Here is a 21705-nt window from a genome sequence, read left to right as displayed (position 1 = left end):
ACTTGAGGAGGAAGATGTGAACTCGACTACTTACGACTCAATCGGTAGAAACTATAACCAAAACCGGACTGCTGATCATCGCGTTCTAGCGGTCATCAAAGAGTTGCTTGAGCTTCCATTAGGCTCAGCAATCGCCGATGTCGGTGCAGGGACGGGAAACTACAGCAATGCCCTCGCAGACCTTGGCTACAAACTCGAAGCTGTCGAACCATCGGGGAAAATGCGTAGGCAAGCAATTCCCAACCCGCGAGTACACTGGCTGTCCGGTTCAGCGGAAGCAATCCCACTTAAGAACAATTCAGTAGATGGAATTATCATAATCCTGGCTCTTCATCATTTCCCCGATATTCCACGTGCCGCAAGGGAAATGTATCGCATTTGCCCTAACGGGCCTATTGTGATATTTACCATGGACCCTCGAAAAAGCGAGCAATTCTGGTTTGATGATTACTTTCCAGAAATTGCCCAGCATGTTTTTAAGGTGTTCCCACCAATCGATGAAGTCGCTGGTATTATTTCTGGGACCGGTAAATGGCAAACACTAATCAAGAAGTTCCCTCTACCACCGGATTTGGCCGACAGGAATATGTGTTCAGCGTGGGCAAAGCCGGAAATGTATTTTGATGCTCAAATGAGGCAGAACACATCAGGTTTTGCCTTGGCCTCTCCCGCCGCCGTCGAACGCGGATTGAAACGACTTCAACACGACTTACAATCTGGACAATGGGACAGCAAGTACGGTCATTTAAGACGTCGAAAGTACTTCGACGCAGGCTTCAGATTCCTCAGATTCACAGAGCCAAGAAGCGGAAAGGAAAATTAGAAACTTTCTGTATTTGGGTTTATTAGCTAGACGCCGAACTACCAGCCCACCAGCTACGAACTAGCTACGAACCACAAGACAATATTGCCGTGTTTAGCACTGTGGTAACGAATCCGACATATACGTTAAAAGCAACTGCTGCAAGGCTGGAACGAGTTGTTTCTTCCCAAATAAGAGTTCGGAATCCTTCCAATGTGGGCTACCAAGTTGATAAAAAGTGGCTATTCAGTGACCTTTTGGAATGAGCTGTTATATATTTAATTAGCCTTCCATACCCTCCGATGCCAACCCAAGGCTACTCGCCTAGCAACGGCGGTTCTGGTACACCTACAAAACGAAAATTCAAAGTGAAAGTCAAGGAACCACCTGGCGGTAAACTCTGCGTTGGTACTGGTGTGATTCCGTCTAACACCGTCGACGGCGGGCCGCCTGAAGTATAGCTCACAGTATAAATTCCTTGAGGACAATTGCTAAAAGTCTCAGGTACCGAATAGCTAGAATCCACATATGGTCCGACTACAGTATAACTGACAGACCCTGACCATGGCTCACCATCAATAGCCGCCACAACTGTTACAATACCCTTAGCCTGTCCATAGAAATTCATGGTGAAGACTATGGTACCGCCAGAAGGCAGGTTCTGTGATGGAGAAGGTGTAATGCTGGCTAAAGTCGCTCCTATTGGGCCACCAGAGTTATAAACGAGTGTATAGAGTCCAGGAGGGCAATTGGCAAAGGTATCAGGCATGGTGGAACTAGCATCTGACTTTGACCCGGTTATGGAATAGTTTATTGGTCCTGAACCAATAGCTGTTCGCCATGGTGCACCATCAAGCGTGGCATTTACCATTACAACCCCAGCCACTTGCTGTCTGTGGAAGTTCAAGGTGAAGGTTATGGCACCACCAGTAGCCAAAGGCTGAACCGGTGATGGTGTAATACTGATTAACGTTGCACCAGTGGGACCACCATAATTATAGGTCAAAGTGTAAGTACCGGCAGGTTGGTTGCTGAAGCCCTGGGACACAGAAGAGCTAGAATCTACAATCGGCCCAGTTATGGTGTAGTTAACTGGTCCAGACCAAGCCACACCGTCCATCACAGCATTGACGATTATGGTGCCAGCGAGGTCCTTATGAAAGTTTAAAGTGAAGGTAACAGCACCACCGGATGAGACGGTCTGTGTCGGCGATGGCGTGATGCTGACTAACGTTGCCCCAGGAGGACCGCCATAATTATAGGTCAAAGTATAAGTCCCGGCAGGTGACTCACCAAAAGTCTGGGGCACAGAGAAGCCAGAAAATGCCTTTTGTCCGCTTATACCATAGTTGACTGTCCCTGACCAGGGTGAACCATCAACCAAAGCATTTACCGCTACGCCGCCCACAGTAGCTCGGGTCTTGAAGGACCAGAATGGAGACCAGCCTGAGGTTTGACTATCCCTGCTGGCACTGACCCGCCAATAATAGGTCTGGTCATAAACTAAATTGCCCGAAGGTACGGCATAGCTTAGCTCTGTCAGACGTGTTACGTCAATAACTATGCCCTGAAAGTTACTATCAGTTGCAACCTGCAAGTGATATGAACTGGCAGTCCCAGTACAGCTCCACGCTAGCATAGGCGTCAAGGAAGGAACTATGCTGCTATCTGCTGGTGTCTCTAATGTAACCGCCGGTGCCGGTTGCGGGGGAATACAACCCACAAAAACAACAAGTATTAATAAGACTATTGCGCGATAGCTCATGTTCAACTTCACAGCAGTACCTCCTTCAACTTTTCTAAATCAAGATTCGCTACTTCCGGATATCCCAGGCAAGATATAATTTGCTTCGCTTATCCAACTACAATCTTACATTAGCGGTAATTACTTGTCCACCCTAAAGCCCCACCTCGTTTTCTAATGTAGTTGTGAGATTAACGCTCCGCAACTATAGGAATGTAAAAACACAACTTATTATTGCACCCACTCCAGGTTACCGCCAAAGTTGCCACCTCAACGCTTTCTCAAGTACCGCCACCGCCCGATTAACCTGGCAATAGGATTCTGCTGCTTGCCAACAATGGGCTCCAGTTTACCATCAGCAGTAGCACTTGTAGCACTTGGCCTGATGGCATAGCGAGGCCTTACCATCGCAAATGCAATGATGGCAGCAACCAGGGCAAAACATACCGCAATCACTGCCCAAACCCAGGAAGGAACCGGCAATGGTTTTGTCGGTCCTGTTTCTGCAGGCTTCTCTTCAGCTATCACCGTGAAGATGCCTATTGGGCTCGCATCGCTGACCGCAGGTTCCATTGCCTTCACCTGCCAAAAATAGGTGGTATTCCAGTCGAGTTTGTCACCATAATCATAAGACGTTGTCGACACGGTATCTTTAACAACCACCTGTGTCATCGCAGCATCCTTAGCCAGCACGAATTCATACTTTGTGGTCCCTGGCATTGAAGACCAAGAGAAACCTGGAGAACGAGGAGCACCTCTTACACCATAAGGCGGGCTAAACAATGTAAGCGTCGGATATTTCGTCCTTACCGGCAGGCCAGCCATTACCGTGAAATACATTGTTGCTGACCACGGACTACGGACAATCTCACCAGTAGCGGCAGCTCTGGCTCTCACCCTCCAGTAGTAGGTATGTCCACTCTCGAGATTGCCCCAACTGGCGATGCTAGAGGCTGACGCTGCTAGTGGAACTAATCCACCAGCCGAAAAGTAGCATGCCGGCGCCAACTGGTCAGCCGGAATGATATCGTCATTTAGCAGCACTACCATGTTGAAATCGCTGTCTTTGGCTAGCTGCAGCTCATATACCGAGGCGTAGCTGAGCTGCCGCCACCCAAAGTTTACCTCATTGGCACGACCGCTCACCGGGTCAACAGGAATAAAGTCACCGCTCGGTGGCGTGGTTGTCCAAGGACCAAGCACAGCTACCATATCAACATATGTCCACAGGCAACCTGCTCTACTCGTCCAGTCGTATTGAGTGTCATCGATTGCCCATAGGCCGTTATAGTCATTGCTCGAGACTTTGAGGGCACTGGGTTCACGAGTGAAAAGAACGCTATTTGGTGGTGGGGGCAGACCCGCAGTCAGGTAATCCCATTCCAGAAGCGGCGGCACATGAGCTCTAGAGAAGAGAGTACGGTCAACGCCAGGAGGACTAGGAGTCGGTGGGGGAGCCGTGGGAATATTCCATGCGCCATAAAGGACACCGTTCCGCATGGCCAGCCCGTAGAAAGCGCTATTTGGCGGCCCCAGCACATCCCAGTCGGTGCTTTCATCAATTGTCCATCGATAGATTTTGCCGCTGTTACCTGTGATGTCATGGGTAGCAGTATACACAATCTTGTTCTGCTCAAACCTGTCATCTGCAATGACATGGGCATTTCCGACTATAGGCACATCAACCCGCTTGTCCAATGGCGGTTCAAACTTCACCAACGCCAGCGCGGAGAAATCGGCATAAGCCACCCTGCCAGAGCCAGCAGGTGGACCAGCCTCACCCACTATCACCCAGTCTGCGGTTCCTACACCGACATTCGCAGGATTCTTCAGCGGCACGGCGATGGTATGCCCAGAACCCATAAAGGTATCCACATCATGCGTTTTTGACCAGCTATTACCTATCCAATTGTACCGGTAAACCACCGCGTTGTTCAGGATGTACATAAATTCATCGCTAGCCAGTGCCAAGTCAGTCACGTTTGTTAAATGGCTGACAAGCCATGCTTGCCTCTCGTCCTCAGAAGAAACCACCCAGTCAGTGCCAACGTCGGCACCGACAATGACCCTGCTCCTAACTTCTTCATCATAAGCCGTTGATTTAACACGAAGAATCAGGTCATTATTTGTAGTGTTGATGCACAGTATCCGCTCCCAGGTTCTGCCCAGCGGGTCACTGGTGCTCCGCCAGATACTATCAAACCAGCCACCCACATCAGGATTTATGGAAGCCAGATATAGTACATTGTAATCTTCAGCAATTCCCTCCTCAGTAACCACGGGAACTTCTAGCACGGCAACATCGGAAAAGAAAGAGGTGTTAAAAGGAATAGGCAGGCTGAGTTGGGTATCTATAAGGCTGAGCTGGTTCCAGATATTGCCGATGTCGGTATCTACCGTCATATCAAACAGACTGAGGAGCTGTCCATAAGCGGGCGCATAAGGGCTGACTGAGAATGCAGATTCATCAAGCGCAACACTATTTAACCATGCCCGCGGCCACTGGGTTACGGCCCAAGCAGTACCCCCTGCCGTCGGATTTGCCGAGCTGGTGCCGCAGTACGCCCTTGTGCCATCAGGACTCCAGGCTAATTGGGCATTGGCAAAGTTGGAATTAGCACCGCCAGTCGGCGACTTAAGGTCATTTGACTGGTACCAGGTTGGCATACCCACAGTAGCGTTGGGGTTCGAGGTTCGCCAGATACGGACTTTGCCAGGGGAGATGGTAGATTGGGCAACTTCGCCCGCCAGAAGCACACCCTCGCCATAGGTACCGCGATAGGCAATGCTGGAAATCCTGCCCGTGTTCGGATCTCTTACCGAGGAAACAACGGTATCGTCAATCCGATAAATGTCGCCAATGTAAGTAATATTAAAGGCGTCAAGGCTCACATAATAGCGGCGCAGACTAGGAGTTTGCCCTGAGAAATCGGATGGCAACTCCAAGTCACCGGTTATAACTTGCCCAGCATTGGTGACAGTAATCAGCAAACCACCAGCCGGATAACCAACAGTGGTATTCCAAGTCGTAGTGTTGCCAACTGTATCATGAATGCCCAGATTGAGATGGGTGCCAGCAGCCGTCGATGAGACAACCACCAGGCTGCTATCACCAACATAGGTAGGCGAGAACTTCAGCGCCACCACATCAGACGGCGGCAAATTCTGGTCCACCCAACTAGGGACCCCCACTGCCACCTTCATCACCCACACCCTGCCATTGGCAGCACCAGTGCCATCACGAGTACCGATGGCAATATCACGCTGGCCGCCGTAGTCCATGGAAATATCAACACAGCTAATATACTCGCCGACACCCAGAGCAAGCCCGGTGATAGCCATATCCCAGGTAGCCCCTCCATTCTTGGAGACAAACACCCTCTGTGGCCCAAGAGGACCCCCTGGTACATCAGTAACAGCAACCAAAAAGTTCACATCATCCGGTGCTACAGCAATATTCCACACAGGCAAATTGGCACCAGCTGCAGTTAGATAACGGGTTAAGTCATCTAGCCAGGTAACGCCACCATCGGTCGACTTACGGAGTTTGCCATCGGGATATGTGCCTCCTGGTGGATCGCCAGGTATATCCACCGCATAAAAGGTCCTGTCATCAGAACCGATGGCGATGACATTTATCTCCGAAGGGCTAGCTATGACGTTATTGTCTAAGCCTGGCCTTGGTGTATCAACGATAGACCAACTCAGTATACTAGGCTCAACAGCCGAAACCAGCTTAACACTAACCAAAGGCATTAAGCTTAAGAGCAACGCTGCAATTAGCAATATACTCAGGCTAGCGATGTTCTTTGATTTTCGCATAAATACACCACTATAAAGAACAAACCCTTAGATAAGGTGCCTTCTCTTACCAGTCTTGGCATCATAGGTAGTTGTGAATAGAGCCAACTGCTCTTTACGAATGAACCACTGACCACCTATTTTCATCCCAGGCGGACTACCCAGCCTGAGAAGCCGCCGCAATGATTCCTCATGTATGCCTATCTGCCGGGCTGCTTCACGTACATTCACATAATTCTGTAAATCAATCATTGTTGTTGCTTTAAACAACTACAATTGTATCCTAACGCCCTGCCTTTGTCAAATAAAAGTACCTCCCTCTCCCTTGACAGGAGAGGGTCAGGGTGAGGATGAATTTCAATCCTAAATCCTAAGCACCAAATTCCAATGACCGAAACACCGTTTGACTGTCATCGCGAGGGGCGTCAGCCCCGTGGCGATCTCGGCACAAAGCCAACGTCGGTGACAGGCAAAGATTGCCACGCTTCGCTCGCAATGACAGCCAAGGGAAATAATTTTTGCATTTTCATCTGTCATTTTGATTTTAGATTTTTGCCCATACCCCCTAGGACTAATGTACTACCTCCGATGCGACTAAAGGTCCGTCTGAAGCTAGGTGGATATATTGCAACTTGCCAACATTTGGTTTAAACTGTTTCAATCGGAATCAAATAGCAGGAGAAGGCAATGGTCGAGGTCATTGACGTAATCGGAATAACAAAACAGGGCTCTAAGGCCATGGAGTTGGTCAAAGAGATTCTGGTAGGCAATATCAGCGAGATTAGTCCGACCATTAACTTAGCCACCAAGGACGGTTTCGCCTACCCCCAAGCAGAAAGCCTCCTAGGGTCGACAACTCGGGAAGCTGTAACAACTTTAGAATTCCTGGCTAATGAAGCTATTCTTGAGAGGCAGTCCCATCAAAATATTTCCTTTTGTCCCCGGTGCCAGTCTCCGAGTTTGAAACCCGTGCTTGGGTGTCCCAAGTGTGGCTCCGGAAACATAGCCAAGGGACGAGTCCTGGAACACTTCACCTGCTGCAACAACAGCCTAGAAGATGACTATGTGGATAGTGGTAAATACATCTGCCCTAAATGCAAACTGGAACTTAGATTCCTCGGCACTGACTATCAGAGTCTAGGCATCAATTACAAATGCCGTGAATGCGGTGGTATATCAAAAGAAGCTACACCCAGCTGGGAGTGCCTCCAATGCTCATTCTTCTTCTCTGGGGATGAGGCAAAAGAGACCAACCTCTATTCCTATCGCCTCAATGAGAAGATGAAACGCCGGCTTGTATTTGAGCTTAGCGAAAGACCACTATTCGTAGACTTTCTTAAGAACCAGGGCTATGAGGTGGTTGAAAGTGCCCAGGTCAACGGTACAACTAAATCAGGAGCTAAACATTTAATAGACATCCTGGCACAACGAAACGATGGTTTAATAACTTACACGCTCGGCATCGGCATACTAGTTGATAGCCAGGGACAGGAAGTAAGCTTAGCTGAGGTTTTCGCTTTCGATAACAAGGTATATGATTTGGGTATACACGACAAGGTTTTGCTGGTTATGCCCAAACTCAGCTCTGAAGCTGGACAATTTGCCCGGCAGCAAAGGATTAAAGTCATTGAGGAAAAAGACCTGGAAACCCTCCTTGATTCGCCTCCCACATCAACCCAAAAGAAATCAAGCGGCAAGCCTTTCATCTTCGAAACCAGAGCCCAGCTTTTACAACACTTAAAAAACTCCGGCTACAAATTCGAGGAAAAAGCCAAGATTTTAGGCAGGTCTGGAATCGAGCATACCTTTGATATGCTGGCTTTCCACAACGATGGCATCATAAACCACACCTTAGGCATAAGTATTCTAGTAGCCAAAGATGAGGTCAGCTTTGATGCCGCGTCTTCATTTGATACCAAAGCCTACGATGTAGGCATCCACGATAAACTTTTGCTCGCCTGCCCCAAGCTCAGCCATGCAGCCAAACAGTTTGCCCAATATCAAAGAATCAAAGTTATTGAAGTTAACAACCCAGCCAAACTAGCATAGAATATGCCTATATCAACCAGTGCTCGTGGCCCGCTCATTTTCCAAATCAAGACCTTCGCCAGTATAAATAGCGCAACTCTATGCCATCTTTATAATATCGTTGCCTGTTTAACTATCTGACTTTCATAGCGCTAATTCACCGCTCACGATTGCTACAAAATTGCCATATAGTACTAAAGTCCTATATGGCACGTATCGGTGAACTTGACAAATGTACGGCGACATGCTTACACTTGAGTCAAGTAATATAATTGCGTTCCATAAAGAGAGGATGGCTGAAAATATCGAGTTCGCATAAGAGGTGAAAGAGGAGCCGTAGGTGTCGGAGACTATCTGATATAGGCTCTTATCAGCAACGCAAGACTTCCGGCACAATAAGGAGGTGAGGAAATAGGGAACCACATAGAACCTAATAAAAAGCAAGACATTGACCATAGACTCTTTTCCCACATCAGGAATAGAGAGAAAGGAGATAAGTCGTAGTGGCAGGTACTTCATTGAAGGACTTAGTGTCCGAAATGGCAAGGGGGCTGGGAGGAACCTGGGTGGTAATGGTAGCCGACAGCGATGGCATGGTGCTTTCATCCTGGGAGTCACCCGAAAATAGAGTTTCCCCTGAAGCCTTCGGTGGGTTCATTCAAATAATTAACGCGTCTATCAATGCATTCAAGGCGTCGACTGTCGGATTCACCAAGCTCGATGATGTCACATACACCACGCAATTCAGCTATATGCTGGCTAAGCCAATAGCTGAGGGGGCTTGCTTTCTATTTGTGAGTGCCCCCAGGAGCGTGCCTCTAGGTATGATACGCATGGCGTGCACCAATTTTGCTCCTAGGTTGGAGCAGGCTCTACCAGGCCGGGAACCGTTGCCCCGAAGCGATGGCTTAGGAACAGTAGTGCCCTGAAGCCAAACAAGCAGCAACAAGACAAAATCTGTGCAACCTATACATCAGGGTTTATATAGTATGCGTCCTGAAATAGTCTTGTGCTCAAAATGAGGCGAAACAAGAACGGCGAAGGCGGATTCCGAGCAAACAGTTGACAGTCAGTTCACGTAACGCCTGAGAAAAATCCAACATCAGAAACAGACAGAACGGAGGTAACCCGTAGTGCCAGATGCCAACATGAAAGACATATTGTCCGAAATGGCAAGGGTACTGACATCAAGGGGACTGGGGGGAATCTGGATGATAACAGTGGTAGATACCGATGGCATGGTGCTTGCATCTTGGCAGTCGCCCGATAATAAAGTTTCCCCTGAAGGACTGGGCGGGTTCATCCAAATATTTAACGCCACAATGAATGTATTCAAACAGTCACCTGTCGGTTTCACCAGGTTCGATGATATAATATTCAGCACCACCCTTATTTATCAGTTGATTAAACCGATAGCTGACGCAACTTGCTTTATAGTAGTAAGTGCCCCAAGGAACATGCCTCTGGGTGAAATACGTACGCAGTGCAACATTTATGCTCCTAGAGTGGAACAGGCTCTACCGGGCCACGCACCATCGCCACGAAGTGATGGCCTGGGAACAATCGTGCCCTGAAACCAGACAAAACAGCAGCAAAACAAGCCTAGGCATCGGTCGGGTTGAGCCAGAAGTACCTCGTGTATTTTGTCCTTTCTCAGTATTTTCTCTTATTGACTATTGGCATTATCATCTTTTCGCTATCCCACATTTACAGCACTAATTCGCCGCTCATGATTCCTTACAAAAGTGCCATATAGTACTAAAGTGCTATGCAGAATTCATTGATGAGCTTGACAAACGTACTTTGACTTGCTTACACTGGAACTAAGAGGTAAAGTCTAATGCCAGATATTAGGATGAAGGAAATATTGTCCCAGATGGCAAGTGGACTGGCCGGAACCTGGGTGATGATGGTAGCAGATAATGATGGGATGGTGCTTTCATCCTGGGAGTCACCCGAGAATAAAATTCCTCCTGAAACGTATGGCCAATTCATCCAAACGATTCATATGGCAATTGATGCATTCAAACAGTCGACTTCCGGATTTGGCAAGCTCGATGATATCATATTCACTACCGCCTTCAGCTATCAGGTGATTAAGCCGATAGCCGATGGTGCCTGCTTCATGGTAGTGAATGCCCCAAAGACTGTTCCCCTGGGTATGACACGCATGGCCAGCAATAACTATGCCCCCAGACTGGAGCAGGCTCTACCAGGCGTGGAGCCATTACCCCGAAGGGATGGCTTGGGAACAACCGTGCCCTGAAACCAAATAGTCACCAAAAAGATAAACCCTGTGAAACCCATACCTTGGGGTTCATGGGGTTACATGTCTGAAATTCCCTTGTACTCAAGATGAGGCGAAATTAAAGATGGCAAAGGCGGATTCTGAGCAGGCACTTGAGAGCCAGCTAGCACAACACTTGAAGCACTATGGTTACGAAATAACCACAGATGCCAAAATCAAAGGGAGCTCGGGAACTGAGCATACCTTTGCCATGCTGGCTCATAAGGACGCTGGCTTTTTCAGCTATGATATTGTCATTGGCTTATCTGTCAGCCAGCGTGAAGAGGTGGGCTTAGGTGCTATATTCAATTTCGATGAAAAGGCTAATGATGTCAACATCCCTGACAAAATCTTCATTGCTATACCCAAACTCGGCGCCATGGCCGTCAATTTCGCCCAGCAACAGCGGATAAAGGTCTTTGACAACAATAGATTGGACGCTTTCCTGAATACAGCGCCACCACAATCAGCTAAACACCATAAGCCAGTTGAATTCAGCAGCAGAGCCCAACTCCTTAAATCTTTAACTGAGCATGGTTATAGACTCGAGGAAAACGCCAAAGTAAAAGGTATATCAGGAATTGAGCATACCTTTGATGTATTGGCTTACATTGACGATGGCCTTATCACACATCCAGTGAGCATAGATTTCCTGTCTGCAAACGATGAGGTAGACATGGAGCCTGTGTCTTTGCTTGACGCTAGAGCTCAGGACACTGGCATCATCCGCAGCGTGCTCGTGGCATCACCTAAGCTCAGCCATGAAGCCAAGCAATTAGCTGAAAGACAGCAGATAACAGTCTTCGAAGTTGCCAAAGCAACTCCACAGAAACCAACCCATGAACCCCACATGGCCAAAAACGCACCTGCACAGTCAAGCACAGAACCGACGACAGTCAAAGTAACCGAACCAGCACCGGCCCCAGTGACCAAACCAATACCCATTGAACCAGTGGTTACCGGACCACCTTCCGGCGTCGCCCGACTTAATGTACTGACGCAAGCTCCAACGCCAGAAGCACTTAATTTAATCCCTGAAAAACTGGCTAGAAAGTATAATGTAGTACCACTCGCAGTTGATGACAACACCTTACGTGTGGCCATGGCCAACCCTGACGATGTTTTAGCTATACAAGCCCTAGCCGCTAAGACCAAGAGAAGAATTGAGGCGGTGTTAGCCACACCTATAGATATACAGGAGGCCATTGATTTCAACTACAAAGCCTTTAGCGAAATAGCCAAACAGTTCGGCATGGTGGCACCATCCATCGAAGTAATACCTATAGATAGGTCCGCCGAAGTAGTAGCTGACGATTCCCCGGTAGCCAAGGCTCTAAGTCTGCTGGTCGAAGAGGGCGTGAAGTCCCGATCTTCTGACATCCATATCGAGCCTGAAATAGACAGGCTCCGTGTCCGCTATCGCATTGATGGCATTCTTCATGAGGTTACCTCCTTGCCCGTTGGCGCTCATGGTCCACTTATTTCCCGTATTAAGATCCTCGCCGGTATGAATATCGCTGACCCACGCCGTCCCCAGGATGGCCAGTTCTCAGTTGTCACCACAGGAAGAGATATTGATATCCGGGTAGCCACTATCAGCACTGTACACGGTGAAACGGCGGTGCTTCGCCTTCTGGACAAATCAATGGCAGTCATGTCTTTATCTCAGCTCGGTTTCCTGCCTGAGAGCCAGGAAAGATTCGAGCGCATGCTCATGGCACCTTATGGCATGGTCTTACTCAGCGGCCCTACCGGTGCCGGCAAAACCACCACCCTTTACGCCGCAGTCAACTCCTTGGATAAGGTGGGCCGCAATATCATCACCATTGAAGACCCTGTGGAGTACCGTTTCCGAGGCGTAAACCAAATACAAATAAATCCCAAGGCCGGTGTAACCTTTGCCAGTGGGCTGCGGGCTATCGTCCGCCTTGACCCTGACGTTATCCTAGTCGGTGAAATCCGGGATAGCGAGACGGCTGATATAGCCACTCAATCTGCTCTCACCGGGCATCTAGTGCTATCTTCAGTTCACGCTAACGACACTGTAGGCGTCCTCTTTCGACTTATTGACCTTGGTGTTGAACCCTTCCTGATATGCTCAGCAGTCATCTGCATTGTGGCACAAAGAATGGTTCGGCGTGTTTGTCCTAATTGCGCCCGCAAGACCAACGTGCCTATAGTGGAGCAAGCAGCTTATCACCGCGAAACAGGTGAGGAACGCAGCGAATTTGCTTCTGGCGCTGGCTGCAAAATGTGCACTTACACCGGCTATCTGGGCAGGACAGGCATTTTCGAAATCCTGACAGTGAGCGATGAAATCAAACGGGCAATTGTTACCGGGGCCCCCGCCGCTGAAATTCGGGCCAAGGCAATCGAAGAAGGAATGCTAACTCTAGCCAAAGACGGCATGCTTAAGGCTAGAGCCGGTATCACCACGCCTTACGAAGTGCTGCGCAATGCCTATTCCATAGGTGACTAAGGCCTTTAAATATACTGACGGGCCTAAACATGCAGTTGCCAGCCTTTAGCCTCGTAGATAATGTAAAGGGGGATATAGTAGGCAGGCATTCAGCACAAGATTCACCCCTGGCTGGGGTATGGGAAAAAGACGGGGATTAAGGGGATGAGGCTGTTGTCTGCCCACCTAGTACTAATTTACTACCCGAAAAGTGGCAAATTAGCTATCTCTCGGTGGACATTGCACTATCGATAATATATGATGAAGATAGCTAATAAATTAGTGGCGAGCTTTTAGCCTCGTCAGATAATGTAAAGGGTGAAGTAACATGGACTATGCCTATCTCGGCTATACCGGGGACAGACAAATAGTCAAGGGAAAGGTCTCAGCCGCGGATGAGAGAGCAGCTGTAGACATGCTGGCTAACATCGGCTACCGCGTGGTCAGCATTAAGCCTATCTCCACCTTTGTCCCCAAGCAATTGAGACTTTTCCAGGCAAAAGTCAAGCCGTCCGAGCTGGTTACCTTCTGCCGGCAACTGGCACTGCTTTTGGAATCAGGAGTTGGCATCATCCAGGCTCTGGAACTCCTCGAAGCTCAAACAACAGACAAAAGCCTTAAGGGGGTGCTTCTAACAGTAATCAACGACCTTCGTGGTGGCAAATCATTATCAATGGCTCTAGCTCAGCATCCTAATGTCTTTCCTTCCCTTTATTGCAAGCTGATTAACGTTGGCGAACAAACCGGTTCGCTCGAAACCGTGCTCAGAAGCCTGGCCGATTATGCCGAGCGTCAGGCCACGTCCGCCGGTAAAATAAAGCAGGCATTAATGTATCCCGCAGTTGTCTTGGCACTAGCTATAGTCGTGGGCGTTCTCCTGGTTGGCTTCCTCCTGAAACCAGTGATCGCCATGTTTGAAACATTAGGCGGCGATTTACCGTTGCCCACAAAGATGCTTGTAGGTGGAATGACCTTCATTGGAAGCTACGGCCTGTTTCTACTGGTGGGTATCATCGCTCTGCTCATAGTCGGCTTCTTATATGCTCGAACACCAAATGGGCGCTATACGCGGGACAGGCTTTTACTGAAAATACCCGTAATCGGACGCATACTTCAGGTAAGTGAGCTAGGACGTGTTTGTCGCAGCCTATCACTGCTATTTCGTGCTGGTTTGCCACTGCCTGAAGTTATGACCTTAACCACTTCAGCCACCAGCAATAGAGTGTTAGCTAGAGCTTTGGGTGTAGTAGAACATGGCATGCTCAGAGGCCAGGGCCTAGCTAAACCTATGAGCAGTGAACGGATTTTCCTGCCTCTAATGGTGGAAATGACCAAGGTAGGCGAGGAAACCGGTAATCTGGATGACTCACTGATTATAGTAGCTGAAAATTTTGAAATTGAAGCCGAAAGACGGACCCAGACCATGATTAGCATGATCGAGCCGGTGATGACCATAGCCATGGGGATTATGGTTGGCTTTCTCGCCTTAGCTGTATTCATGCCCATCTACGGCGCCCTGAACCTGGTGGGTTAGGAGGCAGGATGACCAGAAGTCAGCAGCGGGTGGCCTTGCCAGGCTTTTGCTCTGCTAAGAACGGCGTGCCAGGGCTAACTTTACTAGAGGTCCTGGTAGCTCTCGGTATTTTAGCTGCCGTGGCCGCCGTTTTCCTCCTTGGTATGTCCATTTCCTCCAAAGGAGTAATGGTCACCCATCAAAGCGTAACGGCTGAGAGCCTGGCTAAGTCACAGCTAGAAACTATCAAGAGATGGCCCTATGATGATGCCAATAACCCGCCGGATTACCAGACCGCAAAACTGACCGACATCCCCGATGGCTATGACATCGACATCGCCGCTATACGCCTAAATCCCAAAGGTGATGACCCTACCAACGACGATGGACTTCAGCAGATAACAGTCACCGTTACCCATGACACAGAAACAGCATTCATCATGGTTGGCTACAAGGCGAAACAATGAACACATACCCATCCCTGTCATTGCGAGTTTCCTCCCTGTCATTGCGAGCCAAGCGTGGCAATCTCATTGCCTTTTCCAGCCACCCCAAGATCGCCACGGGGCTGACGCCCCTCGCCATGACAGCTTTTTGTATGTTTTGGTTATTGGTACTTGAAGTTTTGAATTTGTTTAGAGTTTAGAAATTCGGATTTAGGATTTCCTAATATGTGGGGCACAAACATTAAACTGAAAATAACCGAGAAGGGCTTTACCCTGATCGAACTTTTGGTCGCCATGTCCATAGCCGCTTTAGTCGTCAGCGCTGCCTCAATGACCATTATCACCATGATGAGACTGAGCCCCAAGAGCACCGAATGGGCTATCGCCTTACGCCAGGTGCAGAACGCCGGCCACTTGATCTCCCGCGATGTCCTGATGTCACAGACTATAGTGGTCGACTCAGACCCGGGAACCCCCACATTCCTGACACTGACACAGCCGCAGATCACACCCCCCGACAAGACTATAGTCTACCAGTTACAAGATATGCCTGACGGCGGGCAAAGGCTTATGCGGGATGACACTGGCGGGCAGCCAGTCATGATAGCCCAATATCTTTCTGTGGCCAGCGCGGAATATTACTCCGACAACGGCACGCTGATCCTTACCATAGAAGCCACTTACGGCGAGGCAGCAGTCGAAAGAACATATGAAACCATGCAGAGAGTCCCCCCGTAGCTAGCATGAAGGAGATGAGGGATAAGATGTTTGGTAATAACCGACAGTCATTGCCAGCCGAAGCTGCGAGCCAAAGGCGTGGCAGGCAGCGTGGTAATCTCTGCCTGGCACCGACGTTGGCCTTGTGCCGAGATCGCCACGGGGCTAACGCCCCTCACCATGACAGAAGAGAAATGGGCGACCTTAAAAGGTCGGGGCTACATTGGTGGGTGAAAAACTCCCTCCCTGTCATTGCCAGTCCTTCCTTAGAAGGACGTGGCAATCTCATTGTGTTACCCCCACCTGAGATTCTAAGGAGGTAAATCATGAAATTACTGAAGAGAATAATAATGAAGACATGTAGGGACAGACCTTCAGGTCTGTCCGCAACCCATTTTTCACTCTCCCTCGATAGGACAGAGCGCTATGCGAGTAAAGGAGGGGCAAGATGAAATTGCTGAAACGAATATTGAAAAAAGAGTCCGGCCAGGTATTGCCCATGGCGCTGGTTTTGATGGTGCTAGGAGGTTTGCTCGTGGTACCCGTCCTCAGCCTTATGACCACCAATCTCACTGCCAACCGTGAGATTGTAGAGAACACCTTGGGGATTTATGCTGCTGATGCCGGCATAATGGATGCCTTTTGGAAAGTGGGAAATGGCATTGCCCTGTTCGCCAGTGACAATTCGTATGACCTGACTGAAGAGGTGAATGGGATGACAGTAACCGTGGAGCTACAGAACCTGGAGGTTGACTTGTACACCATCAGGTCCACCGCCAGGCTCAACGGCGAAATCAAGAGTGTCATCGAAGCCCAGGCGGTCGCCGGCTCCGATTTTTCCTGGCTGTTCGAACACGCCATTACCAGCTCGGGAAGCATAACCACCAAATCCAGCGATGTAATCTATGGCGGTATTCTCTACCAAGGGACATATGACAACAACGCCGATGTAAGAACCGGTGAGGTTAGGCAAGGAACAGTAACCTTTCCTACAGAGGCGCAGCTTTCAGCCTACTACTTGAGTAATTTTAGTGACAACGTGTGTGCTGACCCCGCGAACTATTGCCCTGACAACCCATATTCCTCCAGCACTTACACCGTCTCCGGGGGCACGTCATCCAATCCTGTAATTATTCCCTGGTTATACTGCACCGGTGACCTGAGCATTAACGGCAGCGGCTACGCCCAACTGAGCGGGACAATATATGTCAATGGAAAGTTCAACTTCTCAGACAAGGACGTTATTTTACTCCTTGACGGGCAGACTATCTACGCCACATACTACCAAGACCCATGCCCAACAACCCCGAATGCAAGTAACAGTGCAGTCTATTTTGGCCCTGATTGTGAGCTACACGGACCGGGCTGCGTTATTGGAGTAGGACATGTCGAATTCCAGCCCAAACTGGGACAGGGTAATTATTTGCTCGGCGCTGATGACGTGGATACAGGGACTACTACAGACTATCAGGATAGATTCCTTCTGTCTAAATTCGAATCCAAAAATATTGATAAGCTAAGCAGCATCCAGGTGAAGTGCTATATCGCCGACCCCGAAGCGCCACCAGCCCATGTCAAGGTGGCGCTCTATGCTGATAATAATGGGTCGCCCGGAACCCTGCTCGGCTCAGTCGATTGCGCTGATAATATCACCGTATCCAGCTGGAAGCCGGTCAGCGTCCCGGAAATCGCCATTACCAAAACCAACTACTGGCTGGCAGCCATATCCGATGCTGACATTATCTCCACCAAAACACTGACATCGACTAATAAATATGAGGTTGCTGATTTTACCGGTTTTACCTTTCCCAATCCTGCAGGAACCGGGTTTACAGACCAGACCGCAAATCAGTACATGCTCCGGGGCTTCACCGGCGGCCAGGAGTTCATCTTTCTCATGTCCGTGAAGTGCACCACTAATCTACAGCCCAGTGCCAACTTCTATGGCTCCATAGCCGGCAGTGCCAACGTCAACCTGCAGCCGGGCTGTACCCTCAACCTGGTAGGGGTACCTGAGGAGGGGCTTGACTTTCCAGGTGATAGCGGTAGCGGCGGCGGCTCCGGCGAGGGTGGCAATAGCCCGCCACTGCTCAAGTACAACATAATAAAGTAGCTCTCTGGGGTGGGAAATATCTGCCAATGGCGCTTTGTTTGCTGGCGACCTTAAAAGGCCGCGGCTACAGAATAGGAAATCCCAAATACTAAATCACAAATCACAAACAATATCGAAGCTCCAAATTCAAAACCCCGAGTGTTTTGGTCATTGATGTTTGCGATTTTGAATTTGTTTGGAGCTTGGAATTTGAAATTTGTGATTTAATCAACCATGTAGTGCCGGGCTTTACACCTCTGTTTTTTTCAAAGCAAAAATGTTACACTAGATTAGATTGACGAATGCACCAACAAATTTAAGGAACCCGAGGAGATAAACATGGCAAAAGTCAAAGACCTGAGCATTGACGAGCTGGAGCTTCTCATAGAACAGAAAATCTTAGAGTTCCTTGGAGACCCTGATTCCGGTTTAGAGCTCAAGCACGAATTTGGAGAGAAACTGGAGAAACGCCTGAAAACTACCTCCAAGAGAATTGCTCATGAAGAGGTAGTCAAAAGACTTGGTTAAGATTGTCTGGACTGAAGGTGCAATAAAAGACCTTGAAAAGATTGATAAGCTAACAGCCAGAAGGATTTTGAGGCGGATTGCTTGGCTAGCCAGTAATTTCGAGAAAGTTAGCGCGGAGCCTCTTGGCGGTGAGTTTAAAGGAATGCTTAAACTACGTATAGGAGATTGGAGAGCTGTTTATTCGGTGGAAGGCAAAACCATCGTGATTCAATTCATCGGTCACAGAGGAGAAATCTACAGAACTAAGTAGTTAGTAATGATTCAACCTGAACCAGAAAAGAAAAAAGGCGGCCTTGATAGGCTGCCCAAAGTGGGCCGAGTAAGCCAGCTGGTGCTGATTGTCGGCATTTTCCTGATTATCCTCATCCCCCTATGGTTGGTAAATCAGCAACAGCCACAAAGGCAAACTGAGTTGAAGGCCACCCTAGCCAACCTACAGAAAATACTAGCCGTAGAGCAAACACCGAAAGACAAGTTTGAGGCCCAGCTAGCGCAAATTACGGCAGAGATGGAGGCGGCTAAAGCCGTTTTCCCCACTACCACCCAGACATCCGAAATAGTCGACAGCCTGCTGGAACTGGCTGAGCTTAACGCCATATACGTCACGCAGACCCAGGTGTCAACTTCGAAAACTGCAACATTAACCGTTCAACTGGGCCTCAAAGGACAGATGCCTCATTTCCAGAACTTCCTGCTGGCTCTGGATGACAAGCTGCCAACATCCCAGATCCAGCACTTCACTTTCACATCCGCCGGAGAGGAAGGGGTAGAAGATAGAGCCACAGTCACAATTAACGTACTCTGTCATGAAAGCAGTAAGTAATAGCCATGATTACTCTAAAATTCCGTAGGGACAGGTCTTCAGACCTGTCCGTGGGGGTCCGATTTGGCGGACAGACCTAAAGGTCTGTCCCTACACGGCAAGAGGGAATGGGAAAAGGGATAAGCAGCTATGGTTACACTAGACATTGAAGATACCTCCATAAAAATGATGGTGGTCAAGGGAAAGCGGATGGAAGCGGCAGCAACCTTGCCGCTGGAGCCAGGCCTGGTCCATGATGGTGTCATCACCGATCCTGCCATCGTTGGCCGGCGTATCAGCGAGCTCATGGCAGCCCATGGCATTGCCGAAAGGAAGGTTGTGGTCAGCATCAGCGGCATCCACTCTATATACCACATAGTCAATCTGCCTCGGCTGCCCAAAGCCTTGCTAGCTGAGGCCGCCAAGCGAGAAATGGAAAGACTAATGCCGGTGTCCCTAAGCGAGCTTTATACATCCTGGCAGGCAATATCCATGTCGGACATAGAGACCACCCTGTGTCTCATCGGCCTACCCCGCAATACGGTTGATGCCATGTTAGCCACGTTGCGCCAGGCGGGACTTCAATCTGAAGCCATGGAGGCTAGACCTCTGGCCCTGGCCAGGGTTGCCGACGAAAGAGACTCCATAATAATAAACGCCCAGTCATATGGCTTTGACATCGTGGTCATGGTTGACGGCATATCCGAATTGCTCCGCAGTCTGCCCTTCCCGGCTGACGCGACTTCGCCACATGATAAGGTGGACGAGGTGAAAGAAGAGCTGGAAAAGACAGTTGCCTTCTATAACTCAAGCCACAAGGGAGGTGAAATCAGCCGCAACGTGGCAGCTTTTGTCACCGGTGAGCTAGGTGATATGCTGGCAGGGACACTGGAGTATCGAGTTAAGCCATTGCCCCAATTGTTATCATATACTGATAGTCTAATTACAAGTGAATATGCGGCTAATATCGGCCTGGCTCTCAGGCAGGCACGAGGTGATTTCAGCCAAGCCAGGGTAAACATAAATGTCACGCCTGAAGCTTATCTGCCCAAGCCATTACCCGCCATCCAAATCGTTTCCTGGACATTTATCCTTATAGCCATCGCCGTGCTCTTCTTCTTTGGCACATCAACGCTGCAGCAATACAGGGAGACCACGGCCTTGCAGACTCAGGTTAACAATGCCCAAACACAGGCCCAGGTTATACAAGGAACCGAGGCAGCAATCAAGACACTGCAGACACAAATTGCCGCAGCCAAAAAGGCCAGCGATGCCATCAAGCAGCCGCTGGATGACGCCAAAACACAACGAGCCAAGGTAAATAGTGATTTAAGCAAGGTAACCAGCCTACTGCCTGGCATCATCGAAGTGAAGTCAATCAGCTATACTAGCACCAGCCTCGCCATAATCGGCACATCCCCCGATGAGACAACAATCGTGGACTATGTCCGAGCCCTGAGTAACTCCGGTCAGTTCTCCCAGGTGCTGATATCGAACATGATTGAAACACAATACAACCAGTGGCAGTTCACCCTGACATTGAAATAGCCTAAGGCACACGTGGTAAAATGCAAAAATCAAACATCAAAATGTAAAATGCCAAGTCAAAATCCAAAGATGGGAACTATAACTTTTGCATTTTTATATGTCATTTTGATTTTTAACTTTTGAGTTTTGATGTAGCCCCGACCTTTTAAGGTCGTGCTCCCGAGGCTTAAGCCTCGCCGTTATGCTCATTAAACAAATAGGGCAGAAGTTTTACTTCTGCCCTATTATTGCTCTTAGTAAATGCTCAATCAGCAGATACGAGTCACCAAGTCAGCTTTCTATGGTGACGTACACGACACGCCAGTGACGCAACCACTCTGGGCAGTAACTATCCCGTCTGAACTGATGGCGTAGGTAGTACATCTAGTGTCTGTCAGTAGCAGATTGTTAGTCCGCAGCACAGCTGTGTCCGTACAGTCTGTACCTGGCGCGAGATTGCCAGTCGCCACCTCCACGATACAGGCTGTAGCCGCGGTCTGTACATTGTGCAACTCAGTGCAGTTTGCTTCAGTGCCGCCTCGGTTCACGAACTGGGTTACACCTATGGTAACCACACCTGCCAGAGTTGCCAGGATGCCAATGACCACCAAGAGCTCGATGAGAGTGAAGCCTTTCTGGCTTCTAATTAGCTTTCGCATTATCGTCTACCTCCTTTCTTTGCTATATTCTCTGGTTATAGCAATTGTATGTTATATCAGCAGCACCAAGATGTCAATGTAAATACATAGCCCTTTAGTCTGCACCGCAAATGGGAATTTAGTCCTAGTTGGTATGCCCGGCGCATAGGAAATTAGTACTAGGTGACGGGAGTAACAGGGGCTTCGCCCCTCTTGGACTCCCCCATTGTAGAGACAGATTCAGGGCTAAAGCCCTACAGCTGCATGTCAGGAAATCCTAAATCCGAATTTCTAAACTCTAAACAAATTCAAAACCACAAAT

18 protein-coding genes and 1 pseudogene are annotated in these 21705 nt (G+C 48.9%); 15 read left to right on the top strand and 4 right to left on the bottom strand.

Features of this window, described 5'->3' with window-relative positions; all coding sequences use genetic code 11:
* Positions 1–16 precede the first annotated feature (16 nt).
* Positions 17–823 carry a class I SAM-dependent methyltransferase gene (locus FJ023_06620; protein ID MBM4447010.1) on the top strand — a complete coding sequence of 269 codons (807 nt, stop codon included), beginning with the start codon at positions 17–19 and terminating at the stop codon, positions 821–823.
* A gap of 1067 nt (positions 824–1890) precedes the next feature.
* Here the strand turns inward: FJ023_06620 and FJ023_06615 are convergent.
* The 3 genes and pseudogenes from FJ023_06615 to FJ023_06605 form a co-directional block, all read right to left on the bottom strand.
* Positions 1891–1935 (bottom strand): annotated as a pseudogene (locus FJ023_06615) (hypothetical protein).
* An 881-nt stretch (positions 1936–2816) separates the two neighbouring features.
* Positions 2817–6368, bottom strand: coding sequence for a hypothetical protein (locus tag FJ023_06610; GenBank protein ID MBM4447009.1), 3552 nt, complete (start codon positions 6366–6368; stop codon positions 2817–2819).
* Between the two features lie 27 nt (positions 6369–6395).
* On the bottom strand, positions 6396–6617 hold the full coding sequence (locus FJ023_06605) for a helix-turn-helix domain-containing protein (GenBank protein ID MBM4447008.1): 222 nt from the start codon (positions 6615–6617) through the stop codon (positions 6396–6398).
* 417 nt (positions 6618–7034) lie between these two features.
* Between FJ023_06605 and FJ023_06600 the strand changes: the two genes are divergently transcribed.
* The 14 genes from FJ023_06600 (at position 7035) to FJ023_06535 (ending at position 20766) form a co-directional block, all read left to right on the top strand.
* Positions 7035–8396 (top strand): hypothetical protein, encoded by a 1362-nt coding sequence (locus tag FJ023_06600; GenBank protein ID MBM4447007.1) that lies wholly within the window; start codon positions 7035–7037, stop codon positions 8394–8396.
* 482 nt (positions 8397–8878) lie between these two features.
* Positions 8879–9304, top strand: coding sequence for a hypothetical protein (locus tag FJ023_06595; protein MBM4447006.1), 426 nt, complete (start codon positions 8879–8881; stop codon positions 9302–9304).
* A gap of 204 nt (positions 9305–9508) precedes the next feature.
* Positions 9509–9949, top strand: a complete 441-nt coding sequence (locus tag FJ023_06590) for a hypothetical protein (GenBank protein MBM4447005.1) — start codon at positions 9509–9511, stop codon at positions 9947–9949.
* A 266-nt stretch (positions 9950–10215) separates the two neighbouring features.
* Positions 10216–10641 carry a hypothetical protein gene (locus FJ023_06585; GenBank protein ID MBM4447004.1) on the top strand — a complete coding sequence of 142 codons (426 nt, stop codon included), beginning with the start codon at positions 10216–10218 and terminating at the stop codon, positions 10639–10641.
* Between the two features lie 106 nt (positions 10642–10747).
* Entirely contained in the window at positions 10748–13141 is a 2394-nt protein-coding gene (locus FJ023_06580; GenBank protein ID MBM4447003.1) for a type II/IV secretion system protein, read from the top strand.
* A gap of 307 nt (positions 13142–13448) precedes the next feature.
* The gene (locus FJ023_06575) at positions 13449–14654 is read left to right on the top strand and encodes a type II secretion system F family protein (GenBank protein ID MBM4447002.1); all 1206 of its coding nucleotides are present in this window, start codon (positions 13449–13451) and stop codon (positions 14652–14654) included.
* A gap of 8 nt (positions 14655–14662) precedes the next feature.
* Positions 14663–15100 carry a type II secretion system protein gene (locus FJ023_06570; protein MBM4447001.1) on the top strand — a complete coding sequence of 146 codons (438 nt, stop codon included), beginning with the start codon at positions 14663–14665 and terminating at the stop codon, positions 15098–15100.
* 204 nt (positions 15101–15304) lie between these two features.
* Positions 15305–15817: a type II secretion system protein gene (locus FJ023_06565; protein MBM4447000.1), complete on the top strand. Its 513-nt coding sequence runs from the start codon at positions 15305–15307 to the stop codon at positions 15815–15817.
* Between the two features lie 30 nt (positions 15818–15847).
* Complete coding sequence (locus tag FJ023_06560; GenBank protein ID MBM4446999.1) at positions 15848–16030, top strand: hypothetical protein; 183 nt, start codon at positions 15848–15850, stop codon at positions 16028–16030.
* A gap of 214 nt (positions 16031–16244) precedes the next feature.
* Positions 16245–17909, top strand: coding sequence for a hypothetical protein (locus FJ023_06555; GenBank protein ID MBM4446998.1), 1665 nt, complete (start codon positions 16245–16247; stop codon positions 17907–17909).
* Between the two features lie 318 nt (positions 17910–18227).
* Positions 18228–18416, top strand: coding sequence for a hypothetical protein (locus FJ023_06550; GenBank protein ID MBM4446997.1), 189 nt, complete (start codon positions 18228–18230; stop codon positions 18414–18416).
* Positions 18409–18666 (top strand): type II toxin-antitoxin system RelE/ParE family toxin, encoded by a 258-nt coding sequence (locus FJ023_06545; protein MBM4446996.1) that lies wholly within the window; start codon positions 18409–18411, stop codon positions 18664–18666. Before FJ023_06550 ends, FJ023_06545 begins: the two co-directional genes overlap by 8 nt.
* 6 nt (positions 18667–18672) lie before the next feature.
* On the top strand, positions 18673–19239 hold the full coding sequence (locus FJ023_06540; protein MBM4446995.1) for a hypothetical protein: 567 nt from the start codon (positions 18673–18675) through the stop codon (positions 19237–19239).
* A 129-nt stretch (positions 19240–19368) separates the two neighbouring features.
* Positions 19369–20766, top strand: a complete 1398-nt coding sequence (locus tag FJ023_06535) for a hypothetical protein (GenBank protein MBM4446994.1) — start codon at positions 19369–19371, stop codon at positions 20764–20766.
* Between the two features lie 278 nt (positions 20767–21044).
* Here the strand turns inward: FJ023_06535 and FJ023_06530 are convergent, their stop codons facing one another.
* On the bottom strand, positions 21045–21404 hold the full coding sequence (locus FJ023_06530; protein MBM4446993.1) for a prepilin-type N-terminal cleavage/methylation domain-containing protein: 360 nt from the start codon (positions 21402–21404) through the stop codon (positions 21045–21047).
* Between the last annotated feature and the right edge of the window lie 301 nt (positions 21405–21705).

The organism is Chloroflexota bacterium, from assembly GCA_016875875.1.
Classification (GTDB): Bacteria; Chloroflexota; Dehalococcoidia; order GIF9; family UBA5629; genus 9FT-COMBO-48-23.
This window is presented reverse-complemented; position numbering and strand designations above follow the sequence as displayed.

Coding starts and splice junctions, on each gene's coding strand:
- FJ023_06610 (MBM4447009.1), bottom strand. CDS start 6,368: ATGCGAAAATCAAAGAACATCGCTAGCCTGAGTATATTGCTAATTGCA.
- FJ023_06600 (MBM4447007.1), top strand. CDS start 7,035: ATGGTCGAGGTCATTGACGTAATCGGAATAACAAAACAGGGCTCTAAG.
- FJ023_06585 (MBM4447004.1), top strand. CDS start 10,216: ATGCCAGATATTAGGATGAAGGAAATATTGTCCCAGATGGCAAGTGGA.
- FJ023_06580 (MBM4447003.1), top strand. CDS start 10,748: ATGGCAAAGGCGGATTCTGAGCAGGCACTTGAGAGCCAGCTAGCACAA.
- FJ023_06575 (MBM4447002.1), top strand. CDS start 13,449: ATGGACTATGCCTATCTCGGCTATACCGGGGACAGACAAATAGTCAAG.
- FJ023_06570 (MBM4447001.1), top strand. CDS start 14,663: ATGACCAGAAGTCAGCAGCGGGTGGCCTTGCCAGGCTTTTGCTCTGCT.
- FJ023_06565 (MBM4447000.1), top strand. CDS start 15,305: ATGTGGGGCACAAACATTAAACTGAAAATAACCGAGAAGGGCTTTACC.
- FJ023_06555 (MBM4446998.1), top strand. CDS start 16,245: ATGAAATTGCTGAAACGAATATTGAAAAAAGAGTCCGGCCAGGTATTG.
- FJ023_06550 (MBM4446997.1), top strand. CDS start 18,228: ATGGCAAAAGTCAAAGACCTGAGCATTGACGAGCTGGAGCTTCTCATA.
- FJ023_06540 (MBM4446995.1), top strand. CDS start 18,673: ATGATTCAACCTGAACCAGAAAAGAAAAAAGGCGGCCTTGATAGGCTG.
- FJ023_06535 (MBM4446994.1), top strand. CDS start 19,369: ATGGTTACACTAGACATTGAAGATACCTCCATAAAAATGATGGTGGTC.
- FJ023_06530 (MBM4446993.1), bottom strand. CDS start 21,404: ATGCGAAAGCTAATTAGAAGCCAGAAAGGCTTCACTCTCATCGAGCTC.